Annotated in this window: 13 protein-coding genes; 3 read left to right on the top strand and 10 right to left on the bottom strand. The window is 35.4% G+C overall.

Going from position 1 to position 16,192, the window contains the following annotated elements; genetic code table 11:
• Window positions 1–33: 33 nt before the first annotated feature.
• The 7 genes from EGT34_RS01420 to EGT34_RS01390 all read right to left on the bottom strand — a co-directional run bounded on the left by EGT34_RS01420 (window position 34) and on the right by EGT34_RS01390 (window position 8,399).
• Window positions 34–1,062 (bottom strand): fimbrial protein, encoded by a 1,029-nt coding sequence (locus EGT34_RS01420; protein ID WP_024437635.1) that lies wholly within the window; start codon window positions 1,060–1,062, stop codon window positions 34–36.
• Window positions 1,059–3,617, bottom strand: coding sequence for a fimbria/pilus outer membrane usher protein (locus EGT34_RS01415; RefSeq protein WP_024437634.1), 2,559 nt, complete (start codon window positions 3,615–3,617; stop codon window positions 1,059–1,061). The genes EGT34_RS01420 and EGT34_RS01415 overlap by 4 nt, the downstream gene beginning before the upstream one ends.
• A 57-nt stretch (window positions 3,618–3,674) precedes the next feature.
• A complete protein-coding gene (locus EGT34_RS01410) occupies window positions 3,675–4,409 on the bottom strand; it encodes a molecular chaperone (RefSeq protein WP_000774086.1) in 735 nt (244 codons plus the stop codon).
• Window positions 4,410–4,497: 88 nt separating this feature from the next.
• The gene (locus EGT34_RS01405) at window positions 4,498–5,031 is read right to left on the bottom strand and encodes a fimbrial protein (RefSeq protein ID WP_000731819.1); all 534 of its coding nucleotides are present in this window, start codon (window positions 5,029–5,031) and stop codon (window positions 4,498–4,500) included.
• A 490-nt stretch (window positions 5,032–5,521) separates the two neighbouring features.
• Window positions 5,522–5,812 carry a hypothetical protein gene (locus tag EGT34_RS01400; RefSeq protein WP_000794351.1) on the bottom strand — a complete coding sequence of 97 codons (291 nt, stop codon included), beginning with the start codon at window positions 5,810–5,812 and terminating at the stop codon, window positions 5,522–5,524.
• 1,128 nt (window positions 5,813–6,940) lie between these two features.
• Window positions 6,941–7,771 carry an aldo/keto reductase gene (locus EGT34_RS01395; protein ID WP_031972142.1) on the bottom strand — a complete coding sequence of 277 codons (831 nt, stop codon included), beginning with the start codon at window positions 7,769–7,771 and terminating at the stop codon, window positions 6,941–6,943.
• Between the two features lie 31 nt (window positions 7,772–7,802).
• Window positions 7,803–8,399: an NUDIX hydrolase gene (locus EGT34_RS01390; RefSeq protein ID WP_024437604.1), complete on the bottom strand. Its 597-nt coding sequence runs from the start codon at window positions 8,397–8,399 to the stop codon at window positions 7,803–7,805.
• A gap of 230 nt (window positions 8,400–8,629) precedes the next feature.
• On the opposite strand from EGT34_RS01390, the gene EGT34_RS01385 reads away from it, so the two are divergent.
• Entirely contained in the window at window positions 8,630–9,643 is a 1,014-nt protein-coding gene (locus EGT34_RS01385) for a glycoside hydrolase family 3 N-terminal domain-containing protein (RefSeq protein ID WP_024437603.1), read from the top strand.
• A gap of 52 nt (window positions 9,644–9,695) precedes the next feature.
• On the opposite strand, the gene EGT34_RS01380 is transcribed toward EGT34_RS01385, so the two are convergent.
• The 3 genes from EGT34_RS01380 to EGT34_RS01370 all read right to left on the bottom strand — a co-directional run bounded on the left by EGT34_RS01380 (window position 9,696) and on the right by EGT34_RS01370 (window position 13,387).
• Window positions 9,696–11,309, bottom strand: coding sequence for a GMC family oxidoreductase (locus EGT34_RS01380; protein WP_225489022.1), 1,614 nt, complete (start codon window positions 11,307–11,309; stop codon window positions 9,696–9,698).
• Window positions 11,310–11,329: 20 nt separating this feature from the next.
• Window positions 11,330–12,199, bottom strand: a complete 870-nt coding sequence (locus EGT34_RS01375; RefSeq protein WP_024437601.1) for a sugar phosphate isomerase/epimerase family protein — start codon at window positions 12,197–12,199, stop codon at window positions 11,330–11,332.
• Between the two features lie 108 nt (window positions 12,200–12,307).
• Window positions 12,308–13,387, bottom strand: coding sequence for a substrate-binding domain-containing protein (locus EGT34_RS01370; RefSeq protein ID WP_024437600.1), 1,080 nt, complete (start codon window positions 13,385–13,387; stop codon window positions 12,308–12,310).
• 222 nt (window positions 13,388–13,609) lie between these two features.
• Here EGT34_RS01370 and EGT34_RS01365 point away from each other — a divergent pair, with 222 nt between their 5' ends.
• Both EGT34_RS01365 and EGT34_RS01360 read left to right on the top strand, forming a co-directional pair.
• Entirely contained in the window at window positions 13,610–14,275 is a 666-nt protein-coding gene (locus EGT34_RS01365) for a ThuA domain-containing protein (protein ID WP_024437599.1), read from the top strand.
• A 44-nt stretch (window positions 14,276–14,319) separates the two neighbouring features.
• Complete coding sequence (locus EGT34_RS01360; RefSeq protein ID WP_024437041.1) at window positions 14,320–16,110, top strand: thiamine pyrophosphate-binding protein; 1,791 nt, start codon at window positions 14,320–14,322, stop codon at window positions 16,108–16,110.
• Window positions 16,111–16,192 lie beyond the last annotated feature (82 nt).

Here is a 16,192-nt window from a genome sequence, read left to right as displayed (position 1 = left end):
GAAATTATTAGGTTTAAAAACTATTGAATATGATTAATCATATTCAATAGTTACAGTAGCCATTGCACGGACCTTACCAGCAGTCACATTTGTTGCTGTTTGATAGTAGCGGGCAGTCATCGGTACGTTATATTGAATTGTCTGGTTAGAAGACAATGTACCTAATGCTAATTTGTCACCTTTTTTGATGACCTGATTCTTATTTTGATAGTTCCAGAGTAACTGTACACCTACTCCGTTTGCTTTTTCAGATGTCGGAGCAGTATTTGCAAGTACCTGAGAGTTTGTTCCATCTTGGGTAAAGTCGTAAGTTAAACTAATAAGGTTTTTCTCTTCATAGCCAGTAGGGTTAATACCACCATTACAGAGAATGTTCATATCAAAAGTTTGGTCGCCTTGAGTTGAGCCAACACCTTTAAAACCTGCCTTTGTAACTGTAGGCAACTGTACAACTTTATTAATATTACCTTGAATTTCACATGAAGAGGAAGCGATGGTAATTGCATTACCATATACTGTACTTGTTAACCAAGGAACAGCTGAATAACCTGAGGCATTATACGTACTATAACGACCAGGTACTAAGGTACCTGAGCCAGTCTGTGCGGCTGTTTTAACAATCTCAACTACAAAATATCCACTTGCTAGTGTATATCTTGTGTTCCTTTGAGTAGCTGCTCGGTAAGGATAATAACCAGAGAAATTTGTAGCATTCTCTGCTTCACGATATAGACGAATACCAATCCCAGGGATATTTGTTGAATAGACACTATTTCCTATGGGGCTGATAGCATAATTTTGTGTAAGATTAGCTTCTAAATATCCTCCATATGAATCACACCAGTAAGTTGAACCATTAGGAGTAATTGGGAAAGTAGCTTTTCTTAATACTTTTCCAACTTCATCAGTTGGGCGAACTACCACACGTCCAACTGCCATAGGAATATCTACAGTCTTAAATATTTTGTTGTATCCAGTTTCAGGGGTACAAGCAGCATTAGCTTCACCATACACACCAAGACCAGCCGTAAATAAAAAACCTGTTAATAATATTCTTTTCATTTGCAGACAGCCTCAGTCATTACCATGCTTTGTTGCTTATTTTGCAACTGATTACTAATGTTGTACTCAACTGAACAACGCTCATTGCTTTCGTCGCCCCATTTTACATAGAGACGATCTTGAGCAAGTGGGGTACGTAAGTAAATCATACTACCTTGTGCAACAATACCTACAGCTTCATCTTTTTGATTAAAGACTTGAGCGCCAAACGGTAAACTGTTGCCATCAGCAGTTTTACTATTAATGTAGACTGCATAACCTGTCTTAGTCGCAAAATCTACTTTCGCAATTGCACCAGCAAAAGGTGCGATACGTTGACTTGTTTCTTCAAGTTCAACTTCGCTCGACATTTCTTGTGGGTCAAGAGTAATGTCATTAAGGCGGTATGGCGTAACATAAGGAACTACTGCATAACCCGCTTTATTTACACTTAGACCAACCGTGTTATTCACTTTTGCTCCAGCGGCATCAGGTGCATGCACAAGTACCATGGTTTGGCCTTGCTCAGGTCCAAATAAAATACCGTCAGAATGTGCAACAACACTACCGCTTAAACTTACCATTGCTTGTTGATAAGAATCAGCAATACTATAAGAGCCGCCAACAGTTGCATAGTTAGTACGGTAACGACCATTTGCGTTAAATGTTGGGTTCGCATAGTCTTGATGTGACACAGAAGCGCCGTAACTAAAGCGATCACCCACCATTCCACTTGCACCAACAGTACGGCTGTCTTCAGAAGCAGTAACGTTGACGTTGACTGAATTCTTCTTAAAGTTAATTGGGAATGAAAGCGTCATTAAATATTCAGTATCATGCGACGCATCATTTGAGCCGTACTCAACCTTACGGTTAATTGCAGATAAACCATAAGTTAAACCATGGTAGTTATTACTATAACCAATCTGATACTGCTTAGTACTCTCGCTACGATTCCAGTAATCTACCCATGAACCTACCACATAGAAGTTACCCCAACCCTCAGGTAACCCTTGGTTTAAAGTAATCTGGAACTCACTACGTTGACGACCAGCAGCATAAGTGTTTACACCTTTTTCTTCCAAGTCACGTATAAGCAGGGCATCGCGCAATTTATAGAAGTTTTCGGTTGAATAACGGTAAGCTGCAAGTGTTAAGTTTGTGTTGGTCGGCGTAATTAACTTACTATAACTTAAACGGAAACTTTGACCTGATTGTGAAGCCTGTTTTTCAAACTCAGCTTCAGAGTGAGTCACGTCGAATGCAATTGCTCCAATTGGTGTAGCAACGGCAGCACCAAGCAATATTGCAGCGTAATTCTCAGATGCTTGAATTCCGGTATAGCCGGTTAAATAGTTATTAATACCTTGTTGGTATTTGCCCTGAATAATCCAAGGGTCCAGATCAATGTCTTGATCACGGAACTGACCTACAGTTAATGAGTAACGGTTCATGCCTGGACGTAACATCTGTACAACGGAGGCATAAGGCACAGAAAATTTCTGTATTTCACCATTCGCTTCGATAACAGAAACTTCAATTTCACCACCAAAGCCGGTAGGGTAAAGGTCATTAATTTCGAAGTTACCTGGTGCAACAGTTGTTTGGTAAATCAATTGGCCCTGTTGACGTACTTCAACTTTTGCATTGGTTTTTGCATTACCACGGATACGTGGAGCATAACCAAGCATACTATTCGGTAGCATTCGATCATCACTTGAAAAATCGATACCACGATAACCATATGAGTCAAATACTTCGCCGTTTGTAAAACTATCCCCGAGTGTTAAAACACCACGATATTTAGGGAAAGCTCTTTGTAAATAGGTGCTTGTTTCTTGATAGTCTGATTTAGATTGATTTTCCGCAGGCGTATCTTGCCATTGCCACTGACCATTATGACGTAATTGCCAACCTGCTAAATTTAGACCAGCCGTAACCCCCATAAAAGCATTAGTCGTTTCGCTTCGGTCACCAGACTGATTAAAAGTTTTATACGCACTACCACTATAAGACAAAAAGCCGGCATTAATCCCGCGATCCCATACGCTTGGGTCGACATAGCCTTGAGCATTTTTTTGTAATGCGACTTGAGGAATTGAAATATCTACACGTAAACGAGACGTATCGAATTCATAAAATGCGTTTTCTACCCATTCTTCAATTTTATAACAACTATTATTTTCTTTTTGAAGGGGAGCGTGCTTGGTTAAAATTTCTTGTTTTACGCCGTATTCAAGAAGATTCATTCCAGTAAAACAAGTTACGGCATTTTGATTTGGATCTAATGCCTTGAAAATCATGCGGCGTTTACCAAACCATTGACCATTTACATAAACGTCAACGTTATATTCACCTGCTAAAACAGGGTTGCCGTACTTAAATCGAGAAATATCGACTTTCTGAGCGTCACCAATTAAAAAAGCAGAATCAAATTCAGCTTCTACAGGCGCACTCGCAGCTGCTTCTTCAGCATGCACGAACACAGGCATTGTCATTGTAACAACGCCAGAAGCCAAGTAATAACAAATATGGCGTTTTAATAATTTATAAGATTCTTGCCTTTTTTTTGGCATAGCTAAGTCCGCCTACTCACATAATAGGTGCTTAAATTTATTAAAAAGATAATCTGATTACTGAAGTTTTATTTGGTGTTCGACTCGACCACCATAGTCGTTGACATTAATAAAACTCATATCCTGAAGGTTGCTATTCTTAAGCTGAATAGAAGCTTCAGAAAAAGGCTTAACCATTAGCCCTTGAGGCAATAAATCAACTTTTTTATCTCCAACCTTTTGATAAACAGAAGTCATCGTAATGTGGAAAGGAGTTGGATTTTTTACCGTTAAATTCTGACCAGATTTAACCCATTGAAGCTTATCTGCTGCTAAATTCGCATCTTCTTTAATTGAAGCTGGACGATAGAAGAATTTGATCCGGGAACGAATTGCAAGTTGTAAGAAGTTATCAGGTGTCGTATCTGCATTTTTTGAGGTAGGTCTTGGTGGAATATCCAAAACGTTTAACCACAAAACAGTTTCTTGCTTCTGGTTAAATTGAGAAGCATTTGGAAGGGCAGTAATACGAAGCGTCTGACTTTTTGTCGCTTCAACACGAGAAATTGGAGGAGCAATCATAAAAGGAACTTTTGATTGATCCGGAGTACTTTTTGGATCACCTTCATCAATCCAAGCTTGGACAAGTGCTGGCTTTGAACCGTTATTGCTAACTTGTAGCGTAACTTCTCTAGCATCCGACGGATAAATTACACGGGTGCCATGAATTACAATTTCTGCTTGAGCGGCAGGAGCAGCAACAGATGAAGCAAACGCCAAACCTAACAAAAAATTATAACTGTTCAATTTCATTTTTCGAGTTCTCAACCAAGAAAGATTCAGGAAAGTGCTACACAAAACAGGGTTTCCATGCGGACATAGAAACCCCGCTATCAATTAATTATTGATAGATAATTGTGTATTGAACAGAAGTAGTTACTTTACCAGCAGTAGAAGCACCAGTTGCATAGTATTCAGCATAGTAGTTAAGGTCAGCACTTGCACCTTCAGCTACGTCAACCCATTGAGAGTTAGCTTGAGCACCGTTTGCACCAGCAGCAAGTACTGGGATAAAGTTATTGTTGCTACCTAAAAGTTGAACGTTAACGTTTTTAGCACCAGTAGCGTCTTGGTTAAGTAAACGACCAGTATTGAAGTCAACAGTTGCACCTGGTTCAAAGTAAGTAGCTACTTTACCTTGTGAACAGTTAGCTAAGTTGATTTGGAAAGGAGTACGGCCAGCAACATCCCCAGCAACAGCTAAAGTTTGTTTAGAAACAGTAGGAAGAGTCACTGTGAAATCTTTACCAGCAGGAGTAACGATGTCACAAGTTTTGTCTGTAACTAAACCATTAATTGTAATTGTACCATCAGCAGCTTGAGCATTCGCAATCCCTACAACCGAAAGAGCAGCGATCAAAGCAAGTTTTTTCATAGTGTTTTCTCAAAAGTCTGGATAAAAGTTTAATTCCTTACTTTTCCAGTGTTTGACATCTTGAAAAGTAATGTAACAATGCTAACACTTTTTAAACAAAATGCAAACTATGTCACATTATTTTTTTATAGTTTTAATTGTGCCACACTTTTAGGATGGAGTTAACAGCTAGTTAACACAGCTTATATAACTGTTTTATAGATAGTTTTTATTGTTTAGAAGAAAGGAATCGTAGAGATAAGAAAATTACATAAGGCTACTATGTAACCGGAAAAAGAATTAAACAATTTACGTGAAGAATAAGCTTAAATTCTTACAATACAATTATATAGAATAAATTATGCAGATGTATATAGAAAAACTATACAAATAGACATTTTTGCATAAAAAGAGTGACCCAATACCCAATTCATAAAAAATTATGCTGAATTGTATGAATCACTCTTTTGCCAGCTTCTATAGTAATAAGATCAAATGTGATGAAATGAGCTTAATGATAATTGATAAGTATAATCTTTCGATTAGAACCTAGACTTTCAATGCTAGTGTCCATCTTCTCTGTATGTTGAGCTAATTTATAGAGACTATCTTTATTTAAATATTCACTATCAAGTTTAATATTCAAATTGTTGACTTCGTTACATTCTATCTCATTACTTTTTGTTGAGCATGTGTCTTCAACAATATTTCCTTTAATCATTATTGTGTTATTTGCATAACAAAATAGTGGGGAAGTAGAAAATACCGCCAAAACCAAAATTTTAAATATATTATTTTTCATTTTATAAGTACCTATTTATTAAATAGTTAATATAAGTGATACAATATTTTTTATTTAAAAACAATATATAAATCAATTTCAATTAAAAAACATAATATAATATGTGACCTATACCTCATTAATTATTTAATTTGTATAAATAGGTTTTATTTCTACATCTATTTTATTAAAACGATAATTAAATCACACTTTACAAATATTAATGTATCTTGGTTATTGTAAAATTAAATTATTGATAATAAATACTTTAATTAAAATTATAAAAATTTAACTTAGAATACCAGATTAAAAAATAATTTAATTAACCATAATATTTGTTGAAATAATATATATTAATGAAAATTAAGAGATGGTTTAGCTCAGATTTTTTATTTATACAAATTAAAATATGAAAAATAAAATTACTTTTGAATAGGTTATAAATAATTCTTGTATTTATTTAATTTTACTTAAGAACATAAGGTAATTATACAATAATAAGGCGAACTAAATTAGAAGATTTAATCTTTAAAGTATTCAAGAGGAATACAGAAATTTGAGTATCAGAATGATTATTTTAAAATTTCCGTAATGATAAAGTTGTTAGAATTTAATTGAGTAGTAAGGAGCATGGTTCATCTGAAATTTAATTTAAATTTTAATTCTTTAGCCAAGGATGATCATCTAAATTTAAGTGCAGCAAAGATTCTAAGAAAAGCTATACGGTGATCAATAAAATTATGTTAGCTATGTAAAGCTAAATAGACAATGATGAGTGTCATATTTTTGCTCAGATAGTGATGTTCAGCCAAATAACTTTAAAGCTACGTAAAGAGAGCTTTAGATCTGAAAGATAGAAATAACTAGGGATTAGTTTAAACTATATAATTGTTCGTATAATGTATATTATGTTAAATAAAAGATTTGGAAACCTACCATATATAAGGCTTTGCTCGTCACGCGACATATAAGTTGTCACTGACGACACATACAATGTCATTATTCCTTTCCTAATATGAGCAACCAAGGCATATCTTTACCTATAGATGTAAAAATGAATTATCAGGTTGATTTCTTCTTCAATACCCTAATCAACTTAAATATTGTGGCTGGTTCACTTTGACCAGCCATATTCACCTGATTAAAGTTTTATTCAAAAGTATCAGGGTCTGGGCCTAAACGCTCTTCTCTATCAAGTAAAGCTATTTTATTGAGATCTTCATCTTCTAATTCAAAATTGAAAACATCAAAATTTTCTTTAATTCGAGCTAATTTAGTCGTTTTTGGAATTAAAATTAAGTCATTCTGGAGATGCCAACGTATGATAATCTGCGCAGGCGTTTTATTATATTTTATAGAAATATCCTTAATAATTTCATTATTTAATGCTTTATTTTGAGCTAATGGACTCCAAGATTGTGTTTGAATATTCAAACTTTTATTCAAACTCCTCATCTTATGCTGTTGCATATATGGATGAAGTTCAATTTGATTTAGAACTGGTGAAATATTAGTTTCTTTTATTACTTTCTCTAAATGTTCCTTATGAAAATTAGCCACTCCTATTGAGCGAATTAGACCTTTTTCTTTTAATTTAATAAGTGTTTGCCAAGTCTCAAGATATTTTTCTCTTTGAGCCACTGGCCAATGAATTAAATATAAATCAATATAGTTGAGCTTTAAAAGATCCAGACTTTTCTCCAGAGCCATTGTAGTAGCCTTTTCTCCATGAGAGTCATTCCAGACTTTAGTTGTAATAAAAATATTATCTCGATCTATTCCACTATCTCTAATACCGATACCTACTCCTTCTTCATTTCCATAAATTGATGCTGTATCGATTAAACCATATCCATGTTGTAAAGCTTCACGTACGGCAAAACTTGCTTCTTGATTTGTTGCCTGCCAGACGCCTAATCCTAATTTAGGGATATTCATACCATCATTTAATGTAATTTGTTCTTTAAAATTTTTAATCATCACTAACTTCCTATAGTTGATTATTATGCCGTTAAGCAATTTCTTGAGAATAAAACGTCCAATCTTTTTTATACCCAACCGTAACTTCAAATAACGAAAGAATTATTCTTGCAGTTAAGCCCCAAATTATTTCTTTATTATATTCAATACATGAAACTTCTACTTCTCCCTCTGGGTATTTCCCTTTGTATGGCTTAACATCGTTAATTAAGAAATAATTTAAAGGTATATAAAAAACTTCAGAAACCTCTTTAATATTCTTTATAATTTTTAAATCCGGTGGAATAATAGCAACTAAGGGAGTAACTTTTAGCCCACCTAAAGAGTTTTGTAGAGGTAACTCACCAATAAATGTAATATCTTTTTCGGTTAAACCTAATTCTTCATGTACTTCTCGTAAAGCTATTTTACGATTCGAACTATCATTTTTTTCACGGCATCCACCTGGTAAAGCTATCTCTCCAGGATGATGAGATATAAATTCAGATCTTTTAGTTAACAAAATCTTAGGTTCAGATTCATCTGTTATAGCTAATAAAACTGCAGCATCTGATAAATTATTACTATATAAACCAAGTTTTCTGATCGAAATATTAAGCAATTCTCTTGATGACAAATTTTTTATCATATCTATCTTCATACTGTCCTTGTTTTAATTCTAAATATAAAAAATTAGTTAAGTAATTAAAACTTCGCAAATTACTTAAAGTTGACGCAAATTTAAGTAATACTTAATTATCTTTATAATAACTTCACATTGCTTCTTACTTATCTAAATTGCGAAGTATAAAAGTAATTTCCTCTAAAATATTATTAAAAATTGATACCAGTTCACTCCATTTAAAAAAAAGGATTCAAATGTCTTATACAATTCAACAAGATACATATGCAGTACTACTGCCAGCGTTTAATGATTTGAATATTAGAAATATTGCAGAGCCTTTTCTAAGGAAAGGTGGATGCAGTATTCTATTAGGTGAAACGAGAGAAGAATATGTAAACAGAAGAATGAATGAAAAACGGATAAATATTGAAAAGAAAACTGATTTTATAGATTTATTCTGTTGGGCGAAAACAATTCAACCTAACCTTAATGTGGCTATAGATTTTGAGCCATATGGTATAAATAGATTAGATGGAAAAGTAGATCTAGAATGGAAAGATTTGAATAATATTAGTGAAAAAGAATTATATAATTATTATAAAAACAAAGCGTTGGCTTTAAAGCAACTGGGTATTACTATGGTATTAGGACCAATAGCTGATATTATAACTGGGTCAAATCCCTGGTTGAAAGACAGACAAATTAAAACAACTTCATATAATATTAGCCAGTTAGTTAAAATATTTATTGAAGCTCTACAGTCATTGGAGATTGACTGTGTTACTAAACATTTTCCGGGATATAATCATTTAGAAAAAGATCCAGCAATGGAAGATACTTTGTTAACTACAGATAAAGAAACAATTATCAGCAACTTAGTTAGCTTCAGTTCAGCTATTAAAGTTAATACTGCTGGAATAATGTTAGGACCAGCAGCTGTAGAGGTTTTTGATCAGGTGAATTCTGCGTCAACCTCTCAAAAGTTAATAAATTTTTTGAAAGAAGATCTAAATTATAAAGGTTTAATAGTCAGTGACGATCTAGATGCTCCAGCAATACTAAGAGGTAAATCAATAGATGAAATTGCTGTTCAAGCACTGAATTCAGGAGTTGATTTATTATTATTGAGTTCTGAAAATGATCTTGATCAAATTGCTCAATATATTAGTCTATCAGTTGCTTCAGGAAATTTAGATAGAGAAAGGCTATCTAATGCTGCAAATAAGGTAAGAAATTTATCATTCAAGAAAAATTTGAATAATAATTAATTTTGAATATCATAAGCTGAGCTAGAAATAGCGTCTAACTCAGCTTATAGTTTTAACCATTTAAGATTAAATCTGCAGCTTTTTCACCAATCATAATCGTTACAGCATTTAAATTTCCTGAGATTACATTAGGCATAACCGATGCATCTGCAACTCGTAGCCCTTCGACGCCATGAACTTTCAATTCAGGATCTACAACTGAGGTAGTTTCATCTTCCCCTATTCGACATGTGCCACAAGGATGAAGACCAGGATAAGCCTCCTTACGAACGAAATTTTCAAAATCTTCCTGAGTTTTTAGTGGTTTTTCTGGAACATGACTTGCTTCAACATAATCTTTAAAAGCCTCTTGGGACATTATGTCTTGCACCAATTTAGCTCCATCCGCTAAAGTTTTTAAATCATTTGGCGATGTAATATAGTTGGGAACAATTAAAGGCTGTTTATATGGGTCAGAACTTTGTAGTTTAATATAGCCTACAGATTCTGGGCGTGTTTGTGTAATACTGATCGTACAACCATTACCACCAGGAACCCCATCTTTACCTTCTTCAATCCCTGCACCTGCTAAGAAAAATAATTGTAGATCTGGTAACGTTTTCCCTTGAGAACTCCACCAGAATGCACCTGTTTCAATAATATTTGATGTCGCAGGTCCAGCATTAAATAACAAAAATTGAAGTCCCGCTACAGCTTGCCACTGTAATTTTTTATATTTGTCATAACTGAAAGCACCTTTAAGCTTATAAATAAGGGACATTTCAATATGATCTTGATAATTTTGTCCAACATTAGGTAAATCTTTAACAACAGGAATACCGTGCTCTTTCAAATCTTCTTTTGGACCTAATCCAGATAATAATAAAAGATGAGGTGAACCAAAAGCACCAGCAGAAACAATTATTTCTTTTTTTGAATATACAGTTTCTTTTTTTCCATTCTTAATAAATTCAACGCCGACAGCTCGTTTACCTTCAAAAATAATTCTTAAAACTTTACACCCCGTTTGAACGGTTAAATTATCTCTTTTATTTGATAAATAAGCTTTGGATGCACTCGAGCGACGACCATTTCGAATTGTAACTTGGTAAAAACCGCATCCCTGTTGCTCACCTGAGTTGAAATCAGCATTAAAAGGAAGACCATATTCTTGACACGCCTTTAACCAAACGCGAGATAAATTATGTTTATACGAACAATCTGATACTCCAAGAGGTCCATTGACACCATGTACTTTATTATGAAAAGTATTGTTATCTTCTGACTTTTTAAAATATTTAATTACGTCTTCATATCCCCAACCTTTTGCACCTGCTTTTTCCCAATCAGCATAGTCGTTTGCATTACCTCTTAAGTAAAGCATAGCATTAACTGAACTCCCCCCACCTAATACCTTGGCTTGAACCATCGTCGCTTTATGTTGTGGTGTTTGTTCTGCGCTCCTTACATAATTATAGCGCTTGAGTAATGGACCTTGAGCTGTTTTATAATAAGTAACAGGAATATGAATATAAATACTTTTATCCCTAGGACCTTCTTCTAACAAAAGAATAGAATTATTCGAGTTCTCACTTAATCTGCCTGAAATTGTACTTCCAGCAGAGCCACCTCCTATCACAATATAATCGAAAGATGGCTTTTTCATTTCAATATTTAAATTACACATCTTACATCCTAAAGATTTGATTAATTAAGAATTAGTGTTTCAAGATACTTATAATGCTTTTGCGCATTTTCTAATGGTGAATCTTGATGCTCTTTCTTATAAAAACTTTCGGATGCCCACCAACCCTCATAACCGGTTGCCTTAACAGCTTCTATCCATTTATCTAATTGAATAACTCCTTGACCTAAGTCGACATTTCTTAATCTAACTTCTTCTGGTATAGCAGAACTATTCTCTAAACCATCACAAACATGTACACCATAAATTAAGTTCTTATCTAGTTTTTTGACATCTTCCGGAGTATTCCCGCAAGTATTCAAATGCCAAAAATCAATAATTATCTTGATATTATTCTTGTTTGCTAATTGAATTGTTTTAATTTGATCTTCTAGCCTTTTGAGCGGGGTCCATGCCAGAGCTTCTAGATAAATTACTAAACCATACTCTTGAGCTACATCTGCCAAGATCGATAAATTTTGTGCTGTTTTTTCTATGATCTCATCAATTTCTAGACCTAACAGGCCTTTATAACCATTAAATTGTTTTTGTTCGGAATGACTAATAACAGCATTTACGTCAAGAGGTCCACTCAAAACCTGAACACCCTTTGCACCACTTTTTTGGGCAAGACTAAATATTTTTCGGGCATCAGTAATTAAATCTTCCCGTTCAAGCCCCTGTCTTTCTATATTAACTAAATATCCCATTCCTGAAATAGTTAAGCCTTTAAGTAAAGTTTTAAGGTCAGACTCTGTAAAACCAGCATCTAGATAATCCGCAACCTTCTTTGCAGATAGTTCAAGGCTTTTAAAACCAGCTTCCTTTGCTGACTCCACTTCCACAACTAGTGAACTATATTTGGCTAAAGTTGTATTATGGGTTAATTCCATTTTGTATACTCACGACTTGTTATTCAGCCGCAATATATAGCATATTGATTTTGTCTCCTTAATTTCGCACTTAAGTTTGAGAGTGCGCAATATGACGCATTCAAAAATTTAATTTATATTTAGAACAGAAGTAGAACTCCTGATTACTAACTTAGTTTCAAAAATTTTCTTATGGATCTTTAGGTTGTTTTCTTCGTTAAGAAGTTCTAAAAGTAACTTGGCAGCGTAAGCTCCTTTTTCTAAAAGTGGTTGTTGAATAGTAGTTAAACCATGTATAGATGCTTCAGGTATATCATCGAAGCCAATAATAGATAAATTATTTGGAACATTAATATCATGCTGGTTAGCAAAATTTAAACTGCCAATCGCCATCACATCAGAAGCTGCCACAATAGCTGTTATATCTTTATTTTTCAGTAACATAGATGTAGCTATATTACCATCTTTAATATTAAATCCTCCTGCCTCATAAATATGCAAATCTGAAAAACTAATTCCATATTTTTTAGCTGCTTCTAGATATCCATATAAGCGTTCTCTAGAAATCATTTCTGTTGATTTTTTTAATCTTTTTTCATCAATAAAACCTTTAAAACCATCTGGTATTAAGCGTTCTATAATAATTCCAATATTTTTATGACCTAAAGATAATATATGTTCCATTTGATTAATTGCTGCATTTCTATCATCTATACCGATGTAATTTATATTTTCAACTAATGGTGCATCCAAGATTACAGCAGGAATTTTTTGTCGAATAATAGCTTTTACTACTGGATGATTATCTGGCAGCGTTGAAATAATAAGGCCATCAACCAATCCTCGTGTTGCAAGACTATATTCATTTGTTCCCACCCCATCCTTAAATCTTGAATTATTAATCGGTATTAAAGTTAATGCGACATCTGATAATTCTTCAACACTACTAATACCCTGCAATAGCGTGATAACCCACGGATCAGTACATGCATAAGCTAATTGATCCATCACCATTAAGCCTATAGCACCTACTCTTCCAGACTTAAGACTTTTAGCCCTAATGTCCGGCCCCATATAGCCTATCTTTTCTGCCGTTTTGAATATTAACTCACGCATTTCTTTTGATACTTTAGGAGATCCGTTATAAGCGTATGAAACTGTTGCCTGTGAGACCCCACACTCTTTTGCAACATCCTTCATCGAAACCATTAATTTTCTCCAAATTAACTTAAAAATAAGTATGAAACTAAACAACTTTGTACTTATAGCATATTTCATTTAAGTCATAGTATGTACGTTATTTCCTACATACAGCCTTTTGACAAAAACTTTATTCATCTTTTAAGGATTGACAATTTTTTTTGTTATCGTTAATTTTACGTTAGGTTATACGTATAACCTAATATGAAAATTGGATTTCGGAGAAGAAAAATGGCTAAAGTTTTGTATTTGTACGGTGGGTGGCCTGGCCATTACCCTTATGAAGTTGCTGCATGGATGCTCAATTTACTAAAAGAGCTAGATTATGTTGTTGAAGAAAGTACTGATATTTTTACATTAGATCGTGATTTAACCAGCTATGATTTAATAATTATTGGCTGGAATAATGCTGTAACAACAGAAACACTAACCCCCTCACAAGAGAATCATCTCCTAAAAGCCATTGAATCAGGAACAGGCCTAGTTGGAATCCATGGAGCTGGCGCTGCATTTAGATCTAGTTTGCGATATCACTGGGTACTTGGTGGCTCATTTGTTGAACATCCAGCTGGCGAGGCTTATCCAAAACCTTATATGGTTAATATGATTGATTCATCTCATCCTGTTACACAAGGCGTTAGTGATTTTGAAGTCCGTTCTGAACAATATTACATGGAGGTAGACCCTAATATACATGTACTTGCGGAAACAACATTCGATGGTGATCCTATGCCATGGCTAAAAGGCCATAAGAGTCCTGTAGCTTGGGTACGTAATTGGGGAGATGGTCGTGTTTTCTATCATTCTATTGGCCATGATACCAATAATCTCTCGGACCCAAATATTCGTTTACTAACTAAGCAAGGTATAGCTTGGGCTACTCGTAAGCAAAATTAATCTTTTCTAATTAGCCACCTATTTATAAACCAAGGAAGTTATTAATGAAGAAGAGATTAACGGGTAGTCAGATTGTTGCCCAAACCCTAAAGAATTATGGCGTTGAATATGTAGCCGGTATTCCTGGACACGGTATCTGGACCCAAACTGATGCTTTCCTTGAGGAAGAATCAAAAATCAAGTTCATTCAGGTTTTCCATGAACAAAGTGCCGTGCACTTGGCTGACGGTTATTACCGTGTTGCTGGTAAACCAATGGCTGCGTTTACCTCAATCGGTGCTGGGGCAAGTAATACAGTTATTGGTATGGCAACAGCATTTACTGACTCAACCAGTGTCATGCTAATTACGGGTGGACCACCAACACACATGCGTGGCCATGGCCTTCTTCAGGAGCTAGAACGTTATACAGATAATGATTTCCCTAAAATCGCTGAAGCCGTATCTAAACGTCACTGGGTTGTCACCCGTGTTGAAGAATTACCTTTTGCCATGCATCGTGCATGGAGTGCGATGACTACCGGACGTCCTGGCCCGGTTCATATTGAAATTCCAATGGACGTTCAGGCTGAAGCTGCTGAAGTTGCGCTTCATCCACTGAGTGAGCGTTTACCTGTCGGCAAAGTTTATCCGGATCCGGAAGCTGTTGCAGCTGCAGCAGATGTATTACGTGATGCCAAACGTCCTGTTATGGTTATTGGTGGCGGTGTAATTACTGGTGAAGCATGGAATGAAGTTCTTGCACTGGCTGAACATCTGCAAATCCCTGTTGTAACAACCTGGAATGGTAAAAGTGGTTTCCCTGAAGATCATAAACTCTTTGCAGGTAGTGTAGGTCAAACAGGTACCCTATGCGGTAATAAAATCGCATCAACTGCTGATGTCATCATTGCTGTTGGTTGCCGTTTCACTGACTGGTCATCATCAAGCTATGCCAAAGGCGTCACCTTTGCTATTCCACCATCTAAGCTGATTCATATTGATATTGATCCGCATGAGATTGGCAAGAACTATCCGGTGACAGTCGGAATTGTATCGGATGCCCGTTATGCCTTGGCTCATATTCTTGAGAATATGAAAGAAGATACGGTAGAACGTAGTGAATACATGCAGGCTTTGAAAGAAGCACAAGATGAATGGGAATCCAAGTTAGCAACCCGTCGTGATTCGAACCGTTTCCCATTTACTTCGCAACGCCCACTTGGTGCATTACGTAAGATCTTCCCACGCAACACGATTGTAGTTGTTGGTTCTGGTAACACTCAAGGTGCAGTTAAACAGACTTTCCCTGTTTATGAACCGCGTACCCATTTAACTTCTGGTGGCTTCTCATCAATGGGTTGGGCAGTTCCAGCAGCAATTGGTGCAAAACTGGCAGCGCCGGATCAACCTGTAGTCTGCATTTTAGGTGACGGTGATTTCTTAATGACCTCACAAGAGATTGCAATCTGTAAAACCAATAATATTCCAGTGGTGTTCATTATTCAGAACAATGCAGGTTATATGTCGATCCGGGGTGGTCAGCGTAAGTTGATGAGTCGCCATGTAGGTACAGAGTTTAATACTCCTGACGGAGAACCATACTCACCTGACTATAAGCTTATGGGTGAATCCTTTGGTTTACGTTCGTGGCGTGTAGAGAGTGCTGAAGAGTTAGAGCCAGTTTTACAGGCAGCTTTAGATAGTAATGAACCGGTATTAATTGAAATCCCGACAGACCGTGATGCAGCAGGTCCATGGGTGCCGGGATGGTGGGATTTCCCGATTCCGGAATACATCACTGACGAGCGTCAGGATGAATACCATGAGTTCCGTCAATCTGAACAGCATTTGTAATCTATTTAAAAGTAGTAACTAAACAAATCAGTTACTACTTTTACTAAAAAATCCTTTTTGATTTATAGAAAACTAAATATTT

This window comes from Acinetobacter sp. FDAARGOS_558 (genome assembly GCF_003937785.1).
GTDB lineage: Bacteria > Pseudomonadota > Gammaproteobacteria > Pseudomonadales > Moraxellaceae > Acinetobacter > Acinetobacter baumannii.
This window is presented reverse-complemented; position numbering and strand designations above follow the sequence as displayed.